This window comes from Pseudomonas sp. No.117, assembly GCF_054558395.1.
Genome location: NZ_BAAJNP010000004.1, coordinates 14,288 through 30,244 on the forward strand (window position 1 = coordinate 14,288; position 15,957 = coordinate 30,244).

The 15,957-nt window shown below is 67.0% G+C and carries 16 protein-coding genes; 6 read left to right on the top strand and 10 right to left on the bottom strand.

Annotated features, from left to right (window positions below):
* Nucleotides 1-46: 46 nt before the first annotated feature.
* Nucleotides 47-1,186, bottom strand: coding sequence for a glutathione-independent formaldehyde dehydrogenase (locus ACYJP6_RS09960; protein ID WP_145002194.1), 1,140 nt, complete (start codon nt 1,184-1,186; stop codon nt 47-49).
* A 346-nt stretch (nt 1,187-1,532) separates the two neighbouring features.
* On the opposite strand from ACYJP6_RS09960, the gene ACYJP6_RS09965 reads away from it, so the two are divergent.
* From ACYJP6_RS09965 to ACYJP6_RS09975, 3 genes are all read left to right on the top strand, one after another.
* A complete protein-coding gene (locus ACYJP6_RS09965; protein ID WP_459474832.1) occupies nt 1,533-2,570 on the top strand; it encodes an NADP(H)-dependent aldo-keto reductase in 1,038 nt (345 codons plus the stop codon).
* A 187-nt stretch (nt 2,571-2,757) separates the two neighbouring features.
* Nucleotides 2,758-3,462, top strand: a complete 705-nt coding sequence (locus ACYJP6_RS09970) for a glutamine amidotransferase-related protein (protein ID WP_459474833.1) — start codon at nt 2,758-2,760, stop codon at nt 3,460-3,462.
* Nucleotides 3,459-3,812: an antibiotic biosynthesis monooxygenase family protein gene (locus ACYJP6_RS09975; protein ID WP_459474834.1), complete on the top strand. Its 354-nt coding sequence runs from the start codon at nt 3,459-3,461 to the stop codon at nt 3,810-3,812. Before ACYJP6_RS09970 ends, ACYJP6_RS09975 begins: the two co-directional genes overlap by 4 nt.
* Here the strand turns inward: ACYJP6_RS09975 and ACYJP6_RS09980 are convergent.
* On the bottom strand, nt 3,778-4,155 hold the full coding sequence (locus tag ACYJP6_RS09980; RefSeq protein WP_459474835.1) for a hypothetical protein: 378 nt from the start codon (nt 4,153-4,155) through the stop codon (nt 3,778-3,780). The genes ACYJP6_RS09975 and ACYJP6_RS09980 overlap by 35 nt on opposite strands.
* 150 nt (nt 4,156-4,305) lie before the next feature.
* Nucleotides 4,306-4,788 carry a hypothetical protein gene (locus tag ACYJP6_RS09985; protein ID WP_459474836.1) on the bottom strand — a complete coding sequence of 161 codons (483 nt, stop codon included), beginning with the start codon at nt 4,786-4,788 and terminating at the stop codon, nt 4,306-4,308.
* 239 nt (nt 4,789-5,027) lie between these two features.
* On the opposite strand from ACYJP6_RS09985, the gene galU reads away from it, so the two are divergent.
* Nucleotides 5,028-5,858, top strand: coding sequence for a UTP--glucose-1-phosphate uridylyltransferase GalU (gene galU, locus ACYJP6_RS09990; RefSeq protein WP_007161840.1), 831 nt, complete (start codon nt 5,028-5,030; stop codon nt 5,856-5,858).
* Between the two features lie 126 nt (nt 5,859-5,984).
* On the top strand, nt 5,985-7,358 hold the full coding sequence (gene gorA / locus ACYJP6_RS09995) for a glutathione-disulfide reductase (protein WP_459474837.1): 1,374 nt from the start codon (nt 5,985-5,987) through the stop codon (nt 7,356-7,358).
* A gap of 24 nt (nt 7,359-7,382) precedes the next feature.
* Here gorA and ACYJP6_RS10000 read toward each other — a convergent pair whose 3' ends face one another.
* Nucleotides 7,383-8,390 carry a bile acid:sodium symporter family protein gene (locus ACYJP6_RS10000; protein ID WP_459474838.1) on the bottom strand — a complete coding sequence of 336 codons (1,008 nt, stop codon included), beginning with the start codon at nt 8,388-8,390 and terminating at the stop codon, nt 7,383-7,385.
* Between the two features lie 76 nt (nt 8,391-8,466).
* Between ACYJP6_RS10000 and ACYJP6_RS10005 the strand changes: the two genes are divergently transcribed.
* Nucleotides 8,467-9,261, top strand: a complete 795-nt coding sequence (locus ACYJP6_RS10005) for an AraC family transcriptional regulator (RefSeq protein WP_459474839.1) — start codon at nt 8,467-8,469, stop codon at nt 9,259-9,261.
* A 2-nt stretch (nt 9,262-9,263) separates the two neighbouring features.
* Here ACYJP6_RS10005 and ACYJP6_RS10010 read toward each other — a convergent pair whose 3' ends face one another.
* The 6 genes from ACYJP6_RS10010 to ku form a co-directional block, all read right to left on the bottom strand.
* Nucleotides 9,264-9,920, bottom strand: a complete 657-nt coding sequence (locus ACYJP6_RS10010) for a glycosyltransferase family 2 protein (RefSeq protein WP_459474840.1) — start codon at nt 9,918-9,920, stop codon at nt 9,264-9,266.
* Nucleotides 9,917-10,516: a class I SAM-dependent DNA methyltransferase gene (locus ACYJP6_RS10015; RefSeq protein ID WP_459474841.1), complete on the bottom strand. Its 600-nt coding sequence runs from the start codon at nt 10,514-10,516 to the stop codon at nt 9,917-9,919. The genes ACYJP6_RS10010 and ACYJP6_RS10015 overlap by 4 nt, the downstream gene beginning before the upstream one ends.
* The gene (locus tag ACYJP6_RS10020; protein WP_459474842.1) at nt 10,513-11,274 is read right to left on the bottom strand and encodes a PIG-L deacetylase family protein; all 762 of its coding nucleotides are present in this window, start codon (nt 11,272-11,274) and stop codon (nt 10,513-10,515) included. The genes ACYJP6_RS10015 and ACYJP6_RS10020 overlap by 4 nt, the downstream gene beginning before the upstream one ends.
* The gene (locus ACYJP6_RS10025; protein WP_459474843.1) at nt 11,262-12,275 is read right to left on the bottom strand and encodes an acyl-CoA dehydrogenase; all 1,014 of its coding nucleotides are present in this window, start codon (nt 12,273-12,275) and stop codon (nt 11,262-11,264) included. The genes ACYJP6_RS10020 and ACYJP6_RS10025 overlap by 13 nt, the downstream gene beginning before the upstream one ends.
* Nucleotides 12,276-12,391: 116 nt before the next feature.
* Nucleotides 12,392-14,950: a DNA ligase D gene (gene ligD, locus ACYJP6_RS10030; protein ID WP_459474844.1), complete on the bottom strand. Its 2,559-nt coding sequence runs from the start codon at nt 14,948-14,950 to the stop codon at nt 12,392-12,394.
* A gap of 11 nt (nt 14,951-14,961) precedes the next feature.
* Entirely contained in the window at nt 14,962-15,831 is an 870-nt protein-coding gene (ku, locus tag ACYJP6_RS10035; RefSeq protein ID WP_459474845.1) for a non-homologous end joining protein Ku, read from the bottom strand.
* Between the last annotated feature and the right edge of the window lie 126 nt (nt 15,832-15,957).

A 15,957-nucleotide genomic window follows, 5' to 3' on the forward strand; every position in this document is an offset into this window, starting at 1 on the left:
GAGGGGGTCGCTCGTTCCCGAGCGCTCCTTGCCAGCCCAGAGAAACTCAGGCGGCTGGCTTGAGTACCACCTTGGTCCAGCCGTCGTCACGGGCATCGAAGTGCCGATAGGCGTCCGGTGCTTCGGCCAGGCTCAGGCGATGGGAGATGATTTGCGAGGGTCGCGCCTTGCCGACATGGATCAGCCGTGCCAGTTCGCGGTTGTAGTTCTTGACGTTGGCCTGGCCGGTGCGGATCTGCTGGCCCTTGAACCAGAAGTTGCCGAAGTCGAAGGCCATCTTGCCCTGCTTGGCCAGGTCGTTCTGGCCGCCCGGATCCTGGGGCACGAACACCCCGACCACGCCGATGCCGCCGGTGGCCCGCGTCGAGGCCACCAGGTTGTTCATGGTGAGGTGGTTGGCCTCGCGCCCATGGTGGTCACAGCATTGGTAGCCGACGCACTCGCAGCCGCGGTCGGTCCCCCGCCCGTGGGTGAGATTGAGGATCTGTTCCACCGCATCGGCCTCCTTGGCATGGATGGCCTTGGCCCCGAGCTTTTCCGCCAGCGCCAGGCGATCCGGCTGGTCATCCACCACATAGACTTCGGAAGCGCCGCGGATCATGGCGGCGTGGGTGGCCATCAGGCCGACCGGGCCCGCGCCGTAGATGGCGATGGATTCGCCCGGACGCAAGCCGGCCAGTTCGGTGGCATGCCAGCCGGTGGGAAAGATGTCCGATAGCATCACGTAGTCGTCTTCGCGTTCCGCGGCGTCCTCGGGCAGTACCAGGCAGTTGAAGTCTGCATAGGGCACCCGCAGCAATTCCGCCTGGCCGCCCTGGTAGGGACCCATGTCGGCGAAGCCATAGGCCGCGCCGGCGACCCCCGGGTTGGCGGTGAGGCAGAAGCCGGTCAAGCCGCGTTCGCAGTTCTCGCAGAAGCCACAGCCGATGTTGAAGGGCAGGCAGACCCGGTCGCCGACCTTGATGCGGTCGACGCCAAGGCCGACCTCGACCACCTCGCCGAGGTTCTCGTGGCCGAAGACCCGGCCGCTTTCGAAGCTGGTGCGGCCTTCGTACATGTGCAGGTCCGAGCCGCAGATGTTGGTGGTGGTGATCCTGACGATGACATCGGTGGGTTTTTCGATGCGAGGATCGGCTACGTTCTTGACCGCGACGTCGCGCGGGCCCTGGTAAACCACAGCTTTCATGATGTGCACTCCGGAGTGCCACGCCGGTCCGCTACGGGCACCCGCTTGGGTTGAGGGAAATCGTCCCTAGGCTCTGTACGAAAACTGCCTGCGCTCGGTGATGCTTCGTTGAAAAAGGCTTCGGAATGCTCATTTACCACTCGTAAACTCCGCTTCCTCAGCCTTTTTCGCCTCGCCTGACCGTCGCTCGGCGACTTTTCGTACAGAGCCCAGGAGAGAGCGGCTTTAGCTGTCGCCTCAAGGGGAGGGCACCGTCAAGCGGATGGGAGTTCAAATCGTCAGACGAGTTGGGCTGCGCTTGGGAGTCCTGCTAACGTTGCGCTTTTGACCCCCAAAGAGGCTTGCCATGCACTATCGATCCCTGGGCCGAACCGAGCTGAAGGTGAGCGCCATTTCCCTGGGCACCATGACCTGGGGCGAGCAGAACACGGAGGCGGAAGCCTTCGAACAGATCCGCGCGGCCAAGGCGGCCGGTGTCAATCTGCTGGATACCGCCGAGATGTACCCGGTCCCGCCGCGGGCCGAGACCTATACCCGCACCGAGACCATCATCGGCAATTATTTTCGCCAACATGGGGATCGTGCCGATTGGGTGCTGGCGAGCAAGGCGGCTGGCCCCGGCCGCGACATGGACTACATCCGCGAGGGCGGCCTGGCCTTCACCAAGGCCAATCTCACCGCGGCGCTGGAGGCGAGTCTCAAGCGGCTGAACACCGATTACCTGGATCTCTACCAGCTGCACTGGCCCGATCGCCGCACCAATTTCTTCGGCCAGCTGGGCTACGTGCACAACGACACGGCCTTCACCCCTATCGAGGAGACCCTGGAAGCGCTCGACGGCCTGGTGCGTTCGGGCAAGGTCCGCCATGTGGGGCTGTCCAACGAAACGCCCTGGGGGGTGCAGCAATTCCTGCACCTTAGCGAGACCCGGGGCTGGCCGCGCGTGGTGTCGATCCAGAATCCCTACAACCTGCTCAATCGCAGCTTCGAGGTGGGGCTGGCCGAGCAGGCCATTCGCGAACAGGTCGGGCTGCTGGCCTATTCGCCGCTGGCCTTCGGCGTCCTGGCCGGCAAGTACCTGGACGGGGCGCGCCCGGCGGGTGCACGGCTGACCCTGTTCGAACGCTTTCAGCGCTACAGCAATCCCCAGGCGCAGCGCGCCGCCCAGGCCTATGTCGAGCTGGCACGCGAGCGCGGCCTGGACCCGGCGCAGATGGCCCTCGCCTTCGTCACCAGCCGCCCCTTCGTGACCAGCAACATCATCGGCGCCACCTCGCTGGCCCAGCTGGAAAGCAACCTGGCGAGCAGTGAGCTGGAACTCGACGGTGAAACGCTGAGCGCCATCGAGGCGATCCACCTCGGCCAGCCCAATCCGGCGCCTTGACGAGGAAGGCGCTCACGTTCGATACGGCAGCCTGGCCGGGTAGCGCGCCCGGCCAGGCTGCGCTGGCGTACGGTGCTGCGTCCTGCAACAGGGCGACACTGCAAGGCCAGTTGACCGGGACGCCCATTAACAGGGGGTTCCGGCCACTCTAGAGTGCCTCGGACCTTACTGCCTGTCGGTGTCCGCCATGAATTCCTATGAGATCGTCCTCCTGGGTGACCAGGATCCTGCCATCGTCGCGCACCAGGCCATTCCCCAGGCCCTGGCGCTCACCGCGGCGGCGCTAGGGGTGACGCTACGGACGCGGTGGTTGCCGTCGGTAGCGGCCACCGGACAACTCTCGGCCTGCGATGGCCTCTGGTGCGTGCCGGGCAGCCCCTATCGCCATGGCGCGGGGGTACTGGCCACGATCCGCACGGCGCGTGAGCGGCACCTTCCCTTTCTCGGCACCTGTGGCGGCCTGCAATACGCCTTGCTCGAACATGCCCGCTCGGTGCTGGGCTGGGCCGATGCCGCCCATGCCGAGGAGGAGCCCCTGGCGCAGCGTCCGCTGCTGGCGCCGCTCAGTTGCTCTCGCATCGAGGTGCGCAACAGGCTGCGGCTGGTAGCGGGGTCGCGACTGGTGGGCCCGGATGGCCGCGCGGAGGCGCAGGCCGCCTACCACTGTCGCTTCGGGGTGAATCCCGAGTACCTGCCGGCCTTGCTGGACGCTGGCTGGCGAGTGCTGGCATGGGACGAGGAGGAGTTGCCGGTGGCCTTCGAGCTGGCGGGCCAGCCCTGCCATTTCGGCACCCTCTACCAGCCAGAGCGCGAGGCCCTGGCCGGGCAGGTGCCCATGGCGGTGCGCGCCTGGCTGACGGCCGTGATCGCCGCCCGCGGGGCCAGGCCGTGAGCCGGCTGGAGTTGCCCGAGGACTACGTGGTGGTCGCCTTCGTCTCGCAACGCGCGGCGGTGGCGGCGGGCTATGGCGAGATGGCCGAGCGCATGCTGGCGCTGGCGCGCGAGCAGCCGGGCTTCCTGGGCGTGGAAGCGGCAAGGGGCGCCGATGGCCTGGGCATCACCCTGTCCTACTGGACCGATGAGGCGGCGGCCGCGGCCTGGGGTGCCCATCCCGAGCATCGCGAGGCCCAGCGTCTGGGGCGCGAGCAGTGGTACGACTGGTACGTCACCCGGGTGTTGAAAAGGTCGCCACGGCCCGCGGTCGAGGTCACTGCAGGCGGATCGCCCCCAGCGCCGGCGTGACCCGGATCCAGCCGACCCGGCTATCTTCACCGACCAGCATGACCTTCTTCCAGGGCCGGAAGGGGGCACTGTCCAGCACGATGATGCGATCACCTGGCTTGAGCACGGCGATCAACTGCCGATTGGCCACCACGCTGCGCTCCGGCATCGCCGGGTTCTGCATCAACGGGATCTGGCCGCCCCGGAGTTCCCAGGTCTGGCCGCTGGAGGCATTGATGAAGGTGGGCAGCCGCGTCAGCAGGATGGCCAGCGCGAAGAACCCGATCAGCAGCAGGACGAGGCGCTGGGTGACTGTCCGGGCGCCGGCTAGATCGGGTGACAGGTTTTTTCCAAGCGTGGACATGGAAAGGGCTCTGGCGGCAGGGCAGTAGAGCCTCGATGCTACCGTCAGGCGGCCAATTGACATCATCCAGATGGAGGAAAGGTCAACGGCTGCTCATTTGCCCGCTCCAGAGTGTGACCGGACGCAAAGGCGCCGGCCAGAGAGGCGCGTTCAGGGTGCCAGTTGGCGGGTGACTTCCAAGGCCTTGTCGAAGGACGGATAGCCACTCTTGGCCACCGCGAGGTCCCCATAGGCGCTCTTGTAGGTCTGCGCCTGGATGGGATCCGCTTCGGCAACCAGGAAGGGATCGGTGTACATGCGATAGAGCAGGGCATAGGCCAGGGGGTAGCGATGATCGGCGGAGGCGTTGAGCAGTTCCAGGACGTCATCGGTCTGGGGGCCCTGCTTGATGGCCACCACCGCCCGGTAGAACTCCACTTCGCCATCGGCGCTGCTACCGCCATTGCGCAACAGCAGGGCATCCGCGAGCTTGAGCTGTTCTTCACTGCCACCCAGGACCAGCAGCTTGGCCTGGAGGAGGTCGTTCTGGCGCAGCAGGGTGGTCTGCTCCGCGCTGAGCAGGTCCCGGTCCGCGACCTCGTGCTGACCACCGAGGGAACAGCCAGCGAGGGAGACACACAGCAGGGGGAGCATCCATTTCTTCATGTCGAGATCTATCCGCGGAGTCGTGACGCTGTTTCCAAACTTTGGACGATAGCAGTTCTTTGGCGCTTTGCGCAGAACCGCAGGGCAATCCTGGAGTCGTATCCGCACGTCCATTGAGCGCCCATGCCTGGCTATTTCCAGCGTCGCGCGCTTCGGGCATTGTATGCGACAAGCGGCTGGATAGACCGCCGTTCGTTTTGCCTTCACGTACAGATCAAAGGACTCCCATGATCACCAAATGTCTGTTTCCGGCAGCCGGCTATGGCACTCGTTTTCTCCCAGCGACCAAGGCCATGCCCAAGGAAATGCTGCCCATCGTGAACAAGCCTCTGGTGCAGTACGCCGTGGAGGAAGCGCTGGAGGCGGGCCTGCATCAGATCGGGATCGTGACCGGTCGTGGCAAGCGTTCGCTGGAAGACCACTTCGATATCAGCTATGAGCTGGAAAGCCAGATCAAGAACACCGACAAGGAAAAGTACCTGGTCGGCATTCGCAAGCTGATCGACAACTGCACCTTCTCCTACACCCGCCAGGTGGAGATGAAGGGCCTGGGCCACGCCATCCTGACCGGCCGCCCGCTGATCGGTGACGAGCCCTTCGCCGTGGTGCTGGCGGACGACCTGTGCCTGAACCTGGAGGGCGACAGCGTCCTCAAGCAGATGGTCAAGCTCTACAACCAGTTCCGCTGCTCCATCGTGGCGATCCAGGAAGTCCCGGCCAACGAGACCAACAAGTACGGCGTGATCGCCGGTGAGATGATCCGCGACGACATCTACCGCGTGAACAACATGGTCGAGAAGCCCAAGCCGGAAGATGCCCCTTCCAACCTGGCGATAATCGGCCGCTACATCCTGACCCCGGACATCTTCGATCTGATCGAGCAGACCGAGCCGGGCAAGGGTGGCGAGATCCAGATCACCGACGCCCTGATGAAGCAGGCCCAGGACGGTTGCGTGCTGGCGTACAAGTTCAAGGGCCAGCGTTTCGATTGCGGTAGCGCGGAAGGCTTCGTCGAAGCCACCAACTTCTGCTTCGAGAACCTGTACAAGGCGCTGTAAGCTGCTCGTACAGTAGACCGGGCCACCTGCGGGTGGCCTTGTCGTTTTCGGCGTTCGACTCCCGGCGACCGTGGCCAGCGCCGGCCTGGGTTATGCTGGTGCCAGCAGAAACCAAGAGAGTGTTCCATGACGACCTATGATTTCGACCTCTTCGTGATCGGTGCCGGTTCGGGCGGGGTGCGCGCCGCGCGCTTCGCCGCCGACTTCGGCGCCCGGGTGGCGGTGGCGGAAAGCCGCTACCTCGGCGGCACCTGCGTCAACGTCGGCTGCATGCCCAAGAAGTACTTCATCTACGGTGCTTCCTTCCGCGACGAATTCCGCCAGGCGCGTGGCTATGGCTGGGATGCCGAGGTGCCGGCATTCGACTGGAACACCCTGGTGGCCAGCAAGGATCACGAAATCCGCCGCCTTAACGGCATCTACCGGGCGCTGCTGGTCAACAGCGGGGTCACCCTGCTGGAAGCCCATGCGCGCATCCTCGATGCCCATACCGTTGAGGTCGAGGGCCGGCGCTATCACTGCGAACGCATCCTCATCGCCACCGGCGGCTGGCCGGACGTACCGGACTTCCCCGGCCGCGAGCACGCCATCACCTCGAACGAGGCCTTCTACCTGCCGCAACTGCCTCGGCGCGTCATCGTGGTGGGTGGTGGCTACATCGCCGTCGAATTCGCCTCGATCTTCCAGGGCCTCGGCGCCAAAACCACCCTGCTGTATCGCCGCGAGCTGTTCCTGCGTGGCTTCGACCGTGGTGTCCGCGAGCACCTGCGCGACGAGATGCAGAAGCGCGGCCACGACCTGCAGTTCAATGCCGACGTCGCCCGGATCGACAAGGCCGCGGACGGCACCCTGCAGGTAACCCTGAGGGATGGTCGCGTCCTGGAAGCCGATTGCGTGTTCTACGCCACCGGGCGGCGCCCGATGCTGGACGACCTGGGCCTGGAAAACACCGCGGTCACCCTGGACGAACGCGGTTTCGTGGAGGTGAACGAAACCTTCCAGACCCGGGAGCCGTCGATCTTCGCCATCGGCGATGTCATCGGCCGGGTACAGCTGACCCCGGTGGCCCTGGCCGAGGGCATGACCCTGGCGCGCCATCTGTTCAATCCGGAAAGCTACCGCCCGCTGAACTACGACCTGATCGCCAGCGCGGTCTTCAGCCTGCCCAACCTGGCCAGTATTGGCCTGAGCGAGGAGCAGGCGCGCGAGCGCGGCCATCGGCTGAAGATCTTCCAGAGCAGCTTCCGGCCGACCAAGCTGAGCCTGACCGATGTCACCGAGCGCACCCTGATGAAGCTGGTGGTGGATGCCGATAGCGACCAGGTGCTGGGTTGCCACATGGTCGGTCCGGATGCGGGCGAGCAGATCCAGTGCCTGGCCATCGCCCTCAAGGCCGGTGCGACCAAGGCCTGCTTCGACGACACCCTGGGGATCCACCCCACGGCAGCGGAGGAGTGGGTGACGATGCGCAAGCCGGTGCACGAGGACACGGCGCCCTAGAGCGCGCCTGCGTCCCCACGGGTATCACTTGGCCAGCGGCGCGGCGACCGGGTTGGCGGCGACCGCCTCGCGCCGGGCATAGCGCTGGGCCAGCACCGCGCAGACCATCAGCTGGATCTGGTGGAACAGCATGATCGGCAGCAGCACCGGGCCCATGGTGCTGCCGGCGAACAGCACCTTGGCCATGGGCACGCCGGTGGCCAGGCTCTTCTTGGAGCCGCAGAACACCACGGTGATCTCGTCTTCCTTGCTCATCCCCAGCAGCCGCGCGCTGTAGCGGGTGGCCAGCAGCACCAGGGTGAGCAGGGTGGCGCAGATGAACACCAGGCCGACCAGCGAAAGTATCGGCGTCTGCCGCCAGAGGCCTTCGATTACCGCCGCACTGAAGGCGGTATAGACCACCATTAGGATCGAGCCCTGGTCGACGAACTTCAGCTTGCCCTTGTGCCGGTCCACCCAGGTGCCGATCACCGGGCGCAGCAGCTGGCCGGCGATGAAGGGCAGCAGCAGCTGGACGCAGATCTTGACGATGGCGTCCAGGGTGCTCTGGCCGTCCGAGGCGCCATGGGCATCGAGCAGCAGGCGCACCAGCAGCGGGGTGAGGAAGATGCCGATCAGGCTGGACAGCGAGGCGCTGCAGACCGCGGCCGAGACGTTGCCGCGGGCCATGGAAACGAAGGCGATGGACGACTGCACCGTGGCCGGCAGGGCGCACATGAACAGCACACCCAGGTAGAGTTCCGGCGTGACCAGGGGGGCCAGCAGCGGCCGCAGGGCCCAGCCGAGCAGCGGGAAGGTGACGAAGGTGAAGGCGAACACCAGCAGGTGCAGCCGCCAGTGGGTGATGCCGGCTACCAACGCCTGGCGCGACAACTTCGCCCCGTGCAGGAAGAACAGCAGACCGATGGCGATGTTGGTCACCACGTTGGCGACCTGGGCCGCAAGGCCGCGGCAGGGCAGCAGGCTGGCGAGGATCACCGTGGCCACCAGCAGCAGGGTGAAGTTGTCGGGCATCAGGCGGGGACGAGCCATGGTCTCTCTCGGGTTGTCGTGGGATAGCCACAAGGCTATCGTTCCCTGACCTAGCCGACTAACGCGAAAAGCCCCAATGATGTCGTCGAACGGACAGAGTGCGGTCGAACGCCCCGTGCCCGCGCTCGCCAGCCTGCCACGGCGGCTCTATGCGCGCGTGGAATCCCTGGTGCAACCCGCCTGGACCCCCTGGCATCGCCATCCCTGGGGGCAACTGTCCTATGCCATCCGCGGCGTGCTCACCGTCACCACCGGCGAAGGCAGCTACGTGGCGCCACCCCAGCGCGCGGTATGGATCGCTGCCGACGTGGAGCATCAGGTGCGCTCCTCGCCCAAGGCGGAGATGCGCAGCCTCTACGTGAGCGCCGAGGCGGCGCCCTATGTCGGGGAACGCTGCCGGGTGGTGGTCGTCAGCGGCCTGATCCGCGAGCTGATCAAGACCTTCAGCGGCTTCGCGCGGGAGTACGACGAGCAGGGGGCGGAGGGACGGCTGGTATCGGTGATGCTGGATCAGCTGCAGGCGGCGCCTGAGGTAGGGCTGTCGCTGCCAGCGCCCCAGGATGCCCGGTTGCGCCAGCTGTGCGAGGCTTTGGCGGCCAATCCCTCGGATGAGCGCACTCTGGCGCAGTGGTCGAAGGTGCTGGGCGCCTCGGAGAAGACCCTGAGCCGGGCTTTCCTGCGTGACACCGAACTGACCTTTCGCAGCTGGCGGCAACGGTTGCGCCTGATCAGCGCCCTGGAGCGGCTGGAACAGGGCGGTTCGGTCACCGAGGTGGCCCTGGATTGCGGCTACAACTCGCCGTCGGCCTTCATCGCCGCCTTTCGCCGGCAATTCGGCATGACCCCGGGGACCTTCGCGCTGGACGTCTAAACTCAGGCGGTGGCGCCGAGCAGGCTCAGGTAGTCACCGAAACCGCCACGGGCGCGGCAATCGAGCCGCGAGCTGGTACGCACCCGGACACTGTTGCTCCAGGCGATACGTGCCCCCTGGGTCTTGAGCGCCGTGACCAGGCTGACATCCTCGTCCACTGTCATGGCCGGGAAGCCACCGGCCTGCAGGTAGGCCGCCGTGGAGATGCCGAAGTTGGCACCGTGGATGTGCTGGTGGCCTTCGCGATCGTGGTAGGCCGCCTCGTAGCGAGCCCTCAGGCCGGGGGAATGGAGCGTCCAGTCGTCCACCTCGACCACCCCGCAGACCGCGTCGGCGCCGTAGGCCAGCTGGGCGGCGAACCAGTCCGGCGCCACTTCGGAGTCGGCGTCGGTACAGGCGAGCCAGCGGGCACCGCGTTGGATCAGGTGGGCAGCGCCGGTAGCCCGGGTCAGTCCCACGTTGCAGGCCCAGACCTCCAGCGCCGTCACCGGCAGCCGCCGGACGATGTCGGCGGTGCCGTCGGTGCAGCTGTCCAATACGATGACGATCTCGACCTCTTCACCCAGCAGTGCCGGATGCCTGGCCGCGCGCAGCACCGACTGCAGGCAGCGTTCGACATGTTGCTCTTCGTTATGTGCAGGTATCACGGCACCTATCATAGAAGCTGCTCCCGGCGGGCGACGGAGGTGGGGTCGGAAGACCAGAGGGTGAGGAGGAAATCAGATTCTTCGAGATGACTGAGGCGGTGCAGGCCGGGTAGGGCGGCGAGGCGCTCGTGGACCTGGTCGCCGCTCAGGGCGCAGCCCTCGATGGGATGCCGCCAGTGGCAGCCGAGCAGGACCCCGCCCGGTGCCAGGGCGCTGTGGGCGTGATCGAGCAGCGCCGCGAGCCCGGCTTCGCCGAGGTAGTAGCCGATCTCGCTGATGACGATGAGGTCGAAGGCGCCTTCCGGCCAGGCTTCGGGCAGCAGCAGGTGGCGGACTTCGACGTGCGGCTGGTCGGCCAGCCGCGCGCTGGCGGTAGCCACCGCCGAGGCATTGCCGTCGCTGACCAGCAGGCGATCGCAGCGCTCGGCCAGGCGGCGGGACAGCTCACCGGTGGAGCAGCCCGGCTCATAGCCCAGCCCATAGCGTCGATGCGGCAGCATGGCCAGGGTGAGGTCGCGCTTACGTGCCTCGTACCAGCGATGACGGTAGTCCCAGGGGTCGGCATTTCCGGCGTAAAGGGAGTCGAAATAGCTCATGGAGACCGTCACGTCAGGTAGACCTCCCAGGCGCGGGTGAGCCGGGCGACCACCGTGGGCGGCAGGATGGGCCCCTGGCCGGTGCTGGTGTCCGCGTTGAGCTGGCTGCCGAAGGCGTTCACCGCCTGCTTCTTCAGGGCCAGGACATCCTCATCCAATTCGAGTCGGCAGGCGCGCTCCCAGGGCACCCGTGCATCGCCGGGCGCTGCCCAGTGCCAGGTCCAGATGGGTACCTCGATGCAGCGGGCGCCGCGCGCCTGGCAAGCCTGCACCGCGGCGCGACCGGTCGCCTCGTGATCCGGATGGCCGTCCAGTCGCCAGGTGACGAAGACCACGTCCTCCGGCGTGATGAAGTCGAGCAGGCGTTGCTGGAGCGCCGCTTCCTGCTCGCTCACCTGGCCATCCGGAATCGCCAGCCGGGTGACCGTGGCGCGCTCCAGGTGCAAGCGGCGCAGGGCCTCCCGGGATTCCAGGGGCCGGGTGTTGCGCAGCCGACTGGCCGGCCAGAGGCTGGAGTGCGGATGGCTGCCATCGCCGTCGGTCACCGCCACCAGGGCCAGGCGCCGTCCCAGCTCGCCAAGCATGCACAGCAGGCCGCCACAGCCGAGGATCTCGTCGTCCGGGTGCGGGGCGACCACTACCGCCCGTTGGCCTGGCGGGACCAGCTGGGCGGCGGCCACCGTCGGCATGGTGTTGAAGCCGGCCCATTGGGCCCAGGCCTCGGGTGAGGTGCCCGAGCCTTGGATCTGACGATCACCTACAGTTGCCAAGGGGCACCCTCCAGCAGATTGAGATCACCCAGAACCGCCAGGTCGCGCTCGGCGTGACTCTGGCGCAGGTAGACGGGGAGGTCCGCCATATGCCGGGCGCAATAGGCATCGCGGCACAGGGGGGCGGCGCCGAAGGCCCGCCCGGTGTGGCGCACGACGATCTCGGCGCATTGTTCGACCAGCGCCCGGAGCTGGCAGATGGGGTAGCGGGCGTCGGCGGTAGGGTTGTGATCGATCCAGTTGGCGGCCTGGCGCAGGGCGGTGGCGGCGCCCAGCAGGGCGGCGTCCACGTGGCCGAGATGGGCCAGGGCATGGGGTTCGCGATGGCGCTTGCAATAGGCGCGCAAGGTGTTGGCCAGGGCGGTCGCCGAGCCATACCAGCAGGCGGCGATACCGCCACCACCGTGCCAGAAGCCTGGGCGATGCAGATAGCGCCCGGGAGCGCCGACCAGGACGCCGGCCGCACCGTCGAAGACCACGTCGACGCTGCCGGTGGCCTGCATGCCGATGGCGCGCCAGCCATCCTGGGTGACCTCGACGCCGGGCTGGTTCATTTCCACCGCCACTAGCATCGGGTGATCGTCCATCCAGGCCGTCACCAGGGCGTGGCTGACCAAGGCCGCGCCCGAGCACCAGGACTTGCGGCCATGCAGCGTCACCATGCTGTCGATGCTGTAGCGCACCAGCAGGCGGGCGTCCGGCGGCTCGGCGGCCCAGACGCCCCAGAGGCTGTCCAGGGGGGCGGTGAAGCCATCGAGTTCGGCGAGGATGGCCAGGGCATCGGTGTGGCCTTCGTACAGCTTGACCAGGCCCAGGTCGTGGTTGGCTACCTTGGCCAGGGCGCGCCAGCGCTCCAGGGTCCGCCCCTGGCCAGGCAGGGGCAGGCGGTCGAGACCGCGCTGGTTGAGCAGTTGCAGACGCTGATGCAGCAGTGCGGGAGTGACCTCGTCATAGGCCCACTCGTCCAGGGTGTCCTGAAGGCTATCCAGATCGATCGACATCGGCTCCATCCCGTGGCTGGCGACGGCGCTGTCCACGACAACGCTCGTAAGTGCAGACCACGGGCGAGGACACCGGGTTTCGCAGCGCCGCTCCGCTGCCGACGGCAGGCGCGGGCCTAGGGCGCGCCGAGCCGCTTGCGGCGGGCTGCGGTAAGGCTTTGCCGGACCTCGGCATAGCCCTGCCAGGGGTCGTCCTTGAGCGCTTCGAGTCGTTGCAGCAGGGTGTCGAAGTGCCACTGGTCGCTTCGTTCCAGCGCAGCGAGCTCGCGACGGGCCACGGGTACGGAAACACCCAGCTGTGGGCGGGCGCGCAGCGAGAAGGCGCTGACCGTGGTCGCGCCATGGCGGTTGCGCAGGTAGTCGACGAAGATCCGCCCCTGGCGATTCTGGGCCCCCATCTTGGCGGCGAACAGCTTGGGCAGGGTGTTGGCCAGGTGCTGGGCCGCCGCCTGGGCGAAGCCCTTGACGGTATCCCAGTCCTGGCGGCGATCCAGCGGGACCACCAGGTGCAGGCCACGGCCGCCACTGGTCTTGACGAAGGCCTGCAGGTCCAGTTCGTCGAGCAGGGTGAGGGTGAGTTCCGCCGCTTCCACCATGCGTGACCAGGGCAGGGCGGGATCGGGGTCGAGATCGAGGATGAAGCGGTCGGGACGCTCGATGCGGTCGGCGGTGGCGTTCCAGGTATGCAGCTCCACCGTGCCCATCTGGGCGGCGCCGATGAGGGCGTCGCGACTGTCGATGACCATCAGCGGCGCGTGGCCGGGGTCCAGTGCAGGGTCGAGTTCGCGGATATGGGGGATGGCCAGGGTCTGCTTGTGCTTCTGGAAGATCTGGTCGCCGGCGATGCCTTCGGGCGTACGCACCAGGGCCACCGGGCGATTGGCCAGGTGCGGCAGGATCCAGTCGGCGACGGCGGCGTAGTAGCCCGCCACGTCGAGCTTGCGCGCGCCGCTGGCCGCGTCGATGACCCGCTCCGGATGACTGATGCGCACGCCGGCCACCTCGGCGTCTCTTTGCTTGCCACTGGGTTTGCGCGTGGCGGTAGCGCTGGACGCTTCGGCTGCCTGGGCCGGCTGCGCCTGTTCCAGGCCGATCTCCTGGGCCGGCTTGTCGTCGCGCAGACCATGGAAGACGCCCTGGCGCACGATGCGGTCCTGGGTCATCTCGGCATAGGCGATCTCGCACAGCTGCTCGGGCCTGAGCCAGGTCACCCCGCGGTAGGCGGCGCCCTTGGGCGGATCCACCACCGGTGGCCGGTCAATGACCAGCGGCTGGAACCGCTCGTGCAACTGCTCGAGCTTCGCCGCCGTGAAGCCGGTGCCGACCTTGCCGGCGTAATGCAGCTGGCCCCGTTCATCGTGCAGGGCGACCAGCAGGGCGCCCAGGTGCTGGCGGCCCCCCTTGGGTGGGGTGTAGCCGACGATGACGAATTCCTGGCGATGGGCGCACTTGAGCTTGATCCAGTCCTTGCTGCGCCGGGAGCGATAGGGGCTGCCGAGCCGCTTGCCGATCACCCCTTCCAGGCCCAGCTCGCAGGCGCTGGCGAGGATACGGTCGGCCGGCACCTCGAAGGCCGCGGAAAAGCGCAGCAGCTCACTGTCGTTGCGTTCTTCCAGTAGTTTGTCCAGGAGGTCGCGCCGCTGCTCGACCGGCACCTCGCGCAGATCCGCGCCGTTGAGATAGGGCAGGTCGAAGAGGTAATAGGTGATCCGTGTGGCCTTGCCGGTCTCGAAGGCGTTCTGCAGAGCCTGGAAGCTCGATACGCCCTTGGCGTCGTTCACCACGATCTCGCCATCCAGCCAGGCATTGTCCAGCCCGAGTGCCGCCAGGGCCGCGGCCTGTTCTGGCAGCCGCGCGGTCCAGTCATTGCCGCTGCGGGTGAAGAGACGGACCTCGTCGCCGTCGATGCGGGCCAGCAGGCGGTAGCCGTCGTATTTCACCTCGTACAGCCAGTCGCCGGCGGGAGGACCATCGACCAGGGTGGCCAGCTCGGCGTCCAGGGTCTCGGGCAGCGTGGCCTTGCGCGCCTTGGCGGTAGGCTTGGACGCGGTCGCCTTGGCCGCCCTGGGCTTGGCCGGGGTCTTGGCCTTGGCGGGTGCCAGGCGCGGTAAGGTCTTGTCGCTCAGCACGCTGTCGGGTTCGGCCGCGGTCACCTCGTAGTCGGCGGTATCCCGGGCCTCGTCGTCGCGCTCCTTGATCAGTAGCCACTGGGGCTTGTCGCTGTGCCCTTGCAGCCGGGTACGGACCAGGGTCCAGTGGCCGCGCAGCTTCTCGCCCCGCAGTTCGAACTTGAGCTTGCCGGCGGCATAGCCTGCCGCCGGGTCGCCGTCGGCCTGCCACTCGCCGCGGTCCCAGACGATGACATCGCCCGCACCGTACTGGCCCTCGGGAATGTTGCCCTCGAAGCTGCCATAGGCGAGCGGGTGATCCTCCACCTGTACCGCCAGGCGTTTCTCCCCGGGGTCGAGGCTGGGCCCCTTGGGCACCGCCCAGCTCTTGAGGGTGCCCTCCAGCTCCAGGCGGAAATCGTAGTGCAGGCGGCGGGCGTCGTGCTTCTGGATGACGAAGCCTAGGGCGCCCTTGGCCTTGCGCGGGCGGGGACTGTCGTCGTCGCGGGGTTCGGCGGTGATGGCGAAGTTGCGCTTGCGGTTGTATTCGCTGGTCGAGCTGGCCATGACGGCGCTCCTCACTTGGCCTTACGGGTGCGACTGGGGGTGGAACTGCGCCGGCGACTGGCGCTCTTGCCCTTGGGTGGCTCCGGCTCCTTGTCCTTGCGCTTGCCGCCGAGGCTGCGGCGCAGCAGCTCGGTGAGGTCGATGACGTCGGCGCCGCTGTCTTCGTCCGCGGGTTCCTCGGCGACGGCTTCGAGCTTGCCGTCCTTGAGCTTGCGCTCGACCAGGGACATGACGTTGTCCTTGAAGGTGTCGTGATACTGGCTCGGGTCCCATTGCTCGGTCATGTCCTCGACCAGCCGCTGGGCCATGTCCACCTCCTTCTTGGTGACCTTGGCATCCAGCCCTTCCAGGCCCACGTCTTCCGCGGAGCGCACCTCGTCGGCCCAGCGCAGGGTGTTCATCACCAGGGCATCGCCCAGCGGCATGATCACCGCCAGGTGCTGCTTGGTATGCATCACCACGTTGGCCACGCCGACCTTGCCGGCGGCGCTCAGGGTGTCGCGCAGCAGCGCATAGACCTTCTCGCCGTTCTTGTCCGGCGCCAGGTAGTAGGGCTTCTCGAAGTGCAGGATGGAGATCTCGCGAGCCTCGACGAAGGTGAGGATGTCGATGGTGCGCGTGGCCTCGGGCAGCGCGTTGTGGATCTCCTCGTCGCTGAGCACCACGTACTGGCCCTTGCCATGTTCGATGCCCTTGACGATGTGCTCGCTGGGCACCTCCTTGCCGGTGGTCTTGTTGATGCGCTTGTAGCCCACCGGGTCCAGGCTGCGATCGTCCAGCCAGTCGAAGTCGATACCCGACTGCCGGGTCGCCGAAACGACCGAGACGGGGATGTGCACCAGGCCGAAGCTAACGGCGCCTTTCCAGATCGAGCGGGGCATGGGCGTTCTCCAGGAGGGGTGTCCCCTATGGATAGGCCGGCGATCCACGGGGTTCCGCCCCGGGGAACCCCGCTCCGTTGTTGAGTTCTACCCCCGAACAGCGATTTTGCCGCCGCAGGCGCAGGG

Bases quoted from the DNA above. Each gene is read 5' to 3' on its own strand.
- ACYJP6_RS09960 (WP_145002194.1), bottom strand. From the start codon at position 1,186: ATGAAAGCTGTGGTTTACCAGGGCCCGCGCGACGTCGCGGTCAAGAAC.
- galU (WP_007161840.1), top strand. From the start codon at position 5,028: ATGATCACCAAATGTCTGTTTCCGGCAGCCGGCTATGGCACTCGTTTT.
- ACYJP6_RS09970 (WP_459474833.1), top strand. From the start codon at position 2,758: ATGAATTCCTATGAGATCGTCCTCCTGGGTGACCAGGATCCTGCCATC.
- gorA (WP_459474837.1), top strand. From the start codon at position 5,985: ATGACGACCTATGATTTCGACCTCTTCGTGATCGGTGCCGGTTCGGGC.
- ACYJP6_RS10000 (WP_459474838.1), bottom strand. From the start codon at position 8,390: ATGGCTCGTCCCCGCCTGATGCCCGACAACTTCACCCTGCTGCTGGTG.
- ACYJP6_RS09965 (WP_459474832.1), top strand. From the start codon at position 1,533: ATGCACTATCGATCCCTGGGCCGAACCGAGCTGAAGGTGAGCGCCATT.
- ACYJP6_RS10005 (WP_459474839.1), top strand. From the start codon at position 8,467: ATGATGTCGTCGAACGGACAGAGTGCGGTCGAACGCCCCGTGCCCGCG.
- ACYJP6_RS09980 (WP_459474835.1), bottom strand. From the start codon at position 4,155: ATGTCCACGCTTGGAAAAAACCTGTCACCCGATCTAGCCGGCGCCCGG.
- ACYJP6_RS10025 (WP_459474843.1), bottom strand. From the start codon at position 12,275: ATGTCGATCGATCTGGATAGCCTTCAGGACACCCTGGACGAGTGGGCC.
- ligD (WP_459474844.1), bottom strand. From the start codon at position 14,950: ATGGCCAGCTCGACCAGCGAATACAACCGCAAGCGCAACTTCGCCATC.
- ACYJP6_RS10010 (WP_459474840.1), bottom strand. From the start codon at position 9,920: ATGATAGGTGCCGTGATACCTGCACATAACGAAGAGCAACATGTCGAA.
- ACYJP6_RS09985 (WP_459474836.1), bottom strand. From the start codon at position 4,788: ATGCTCCCCCTGCTGTGTGTCTCCCTCGCTGGCTGTTCCCTCGGTGGT.
- ku (WP_459474845.1), bottom strand. From the start codon at position 15,831: ATGCCCCGCTCGATCTGGAAAGGCGCCGTTAGCTTCGGCCTGGTGCAC.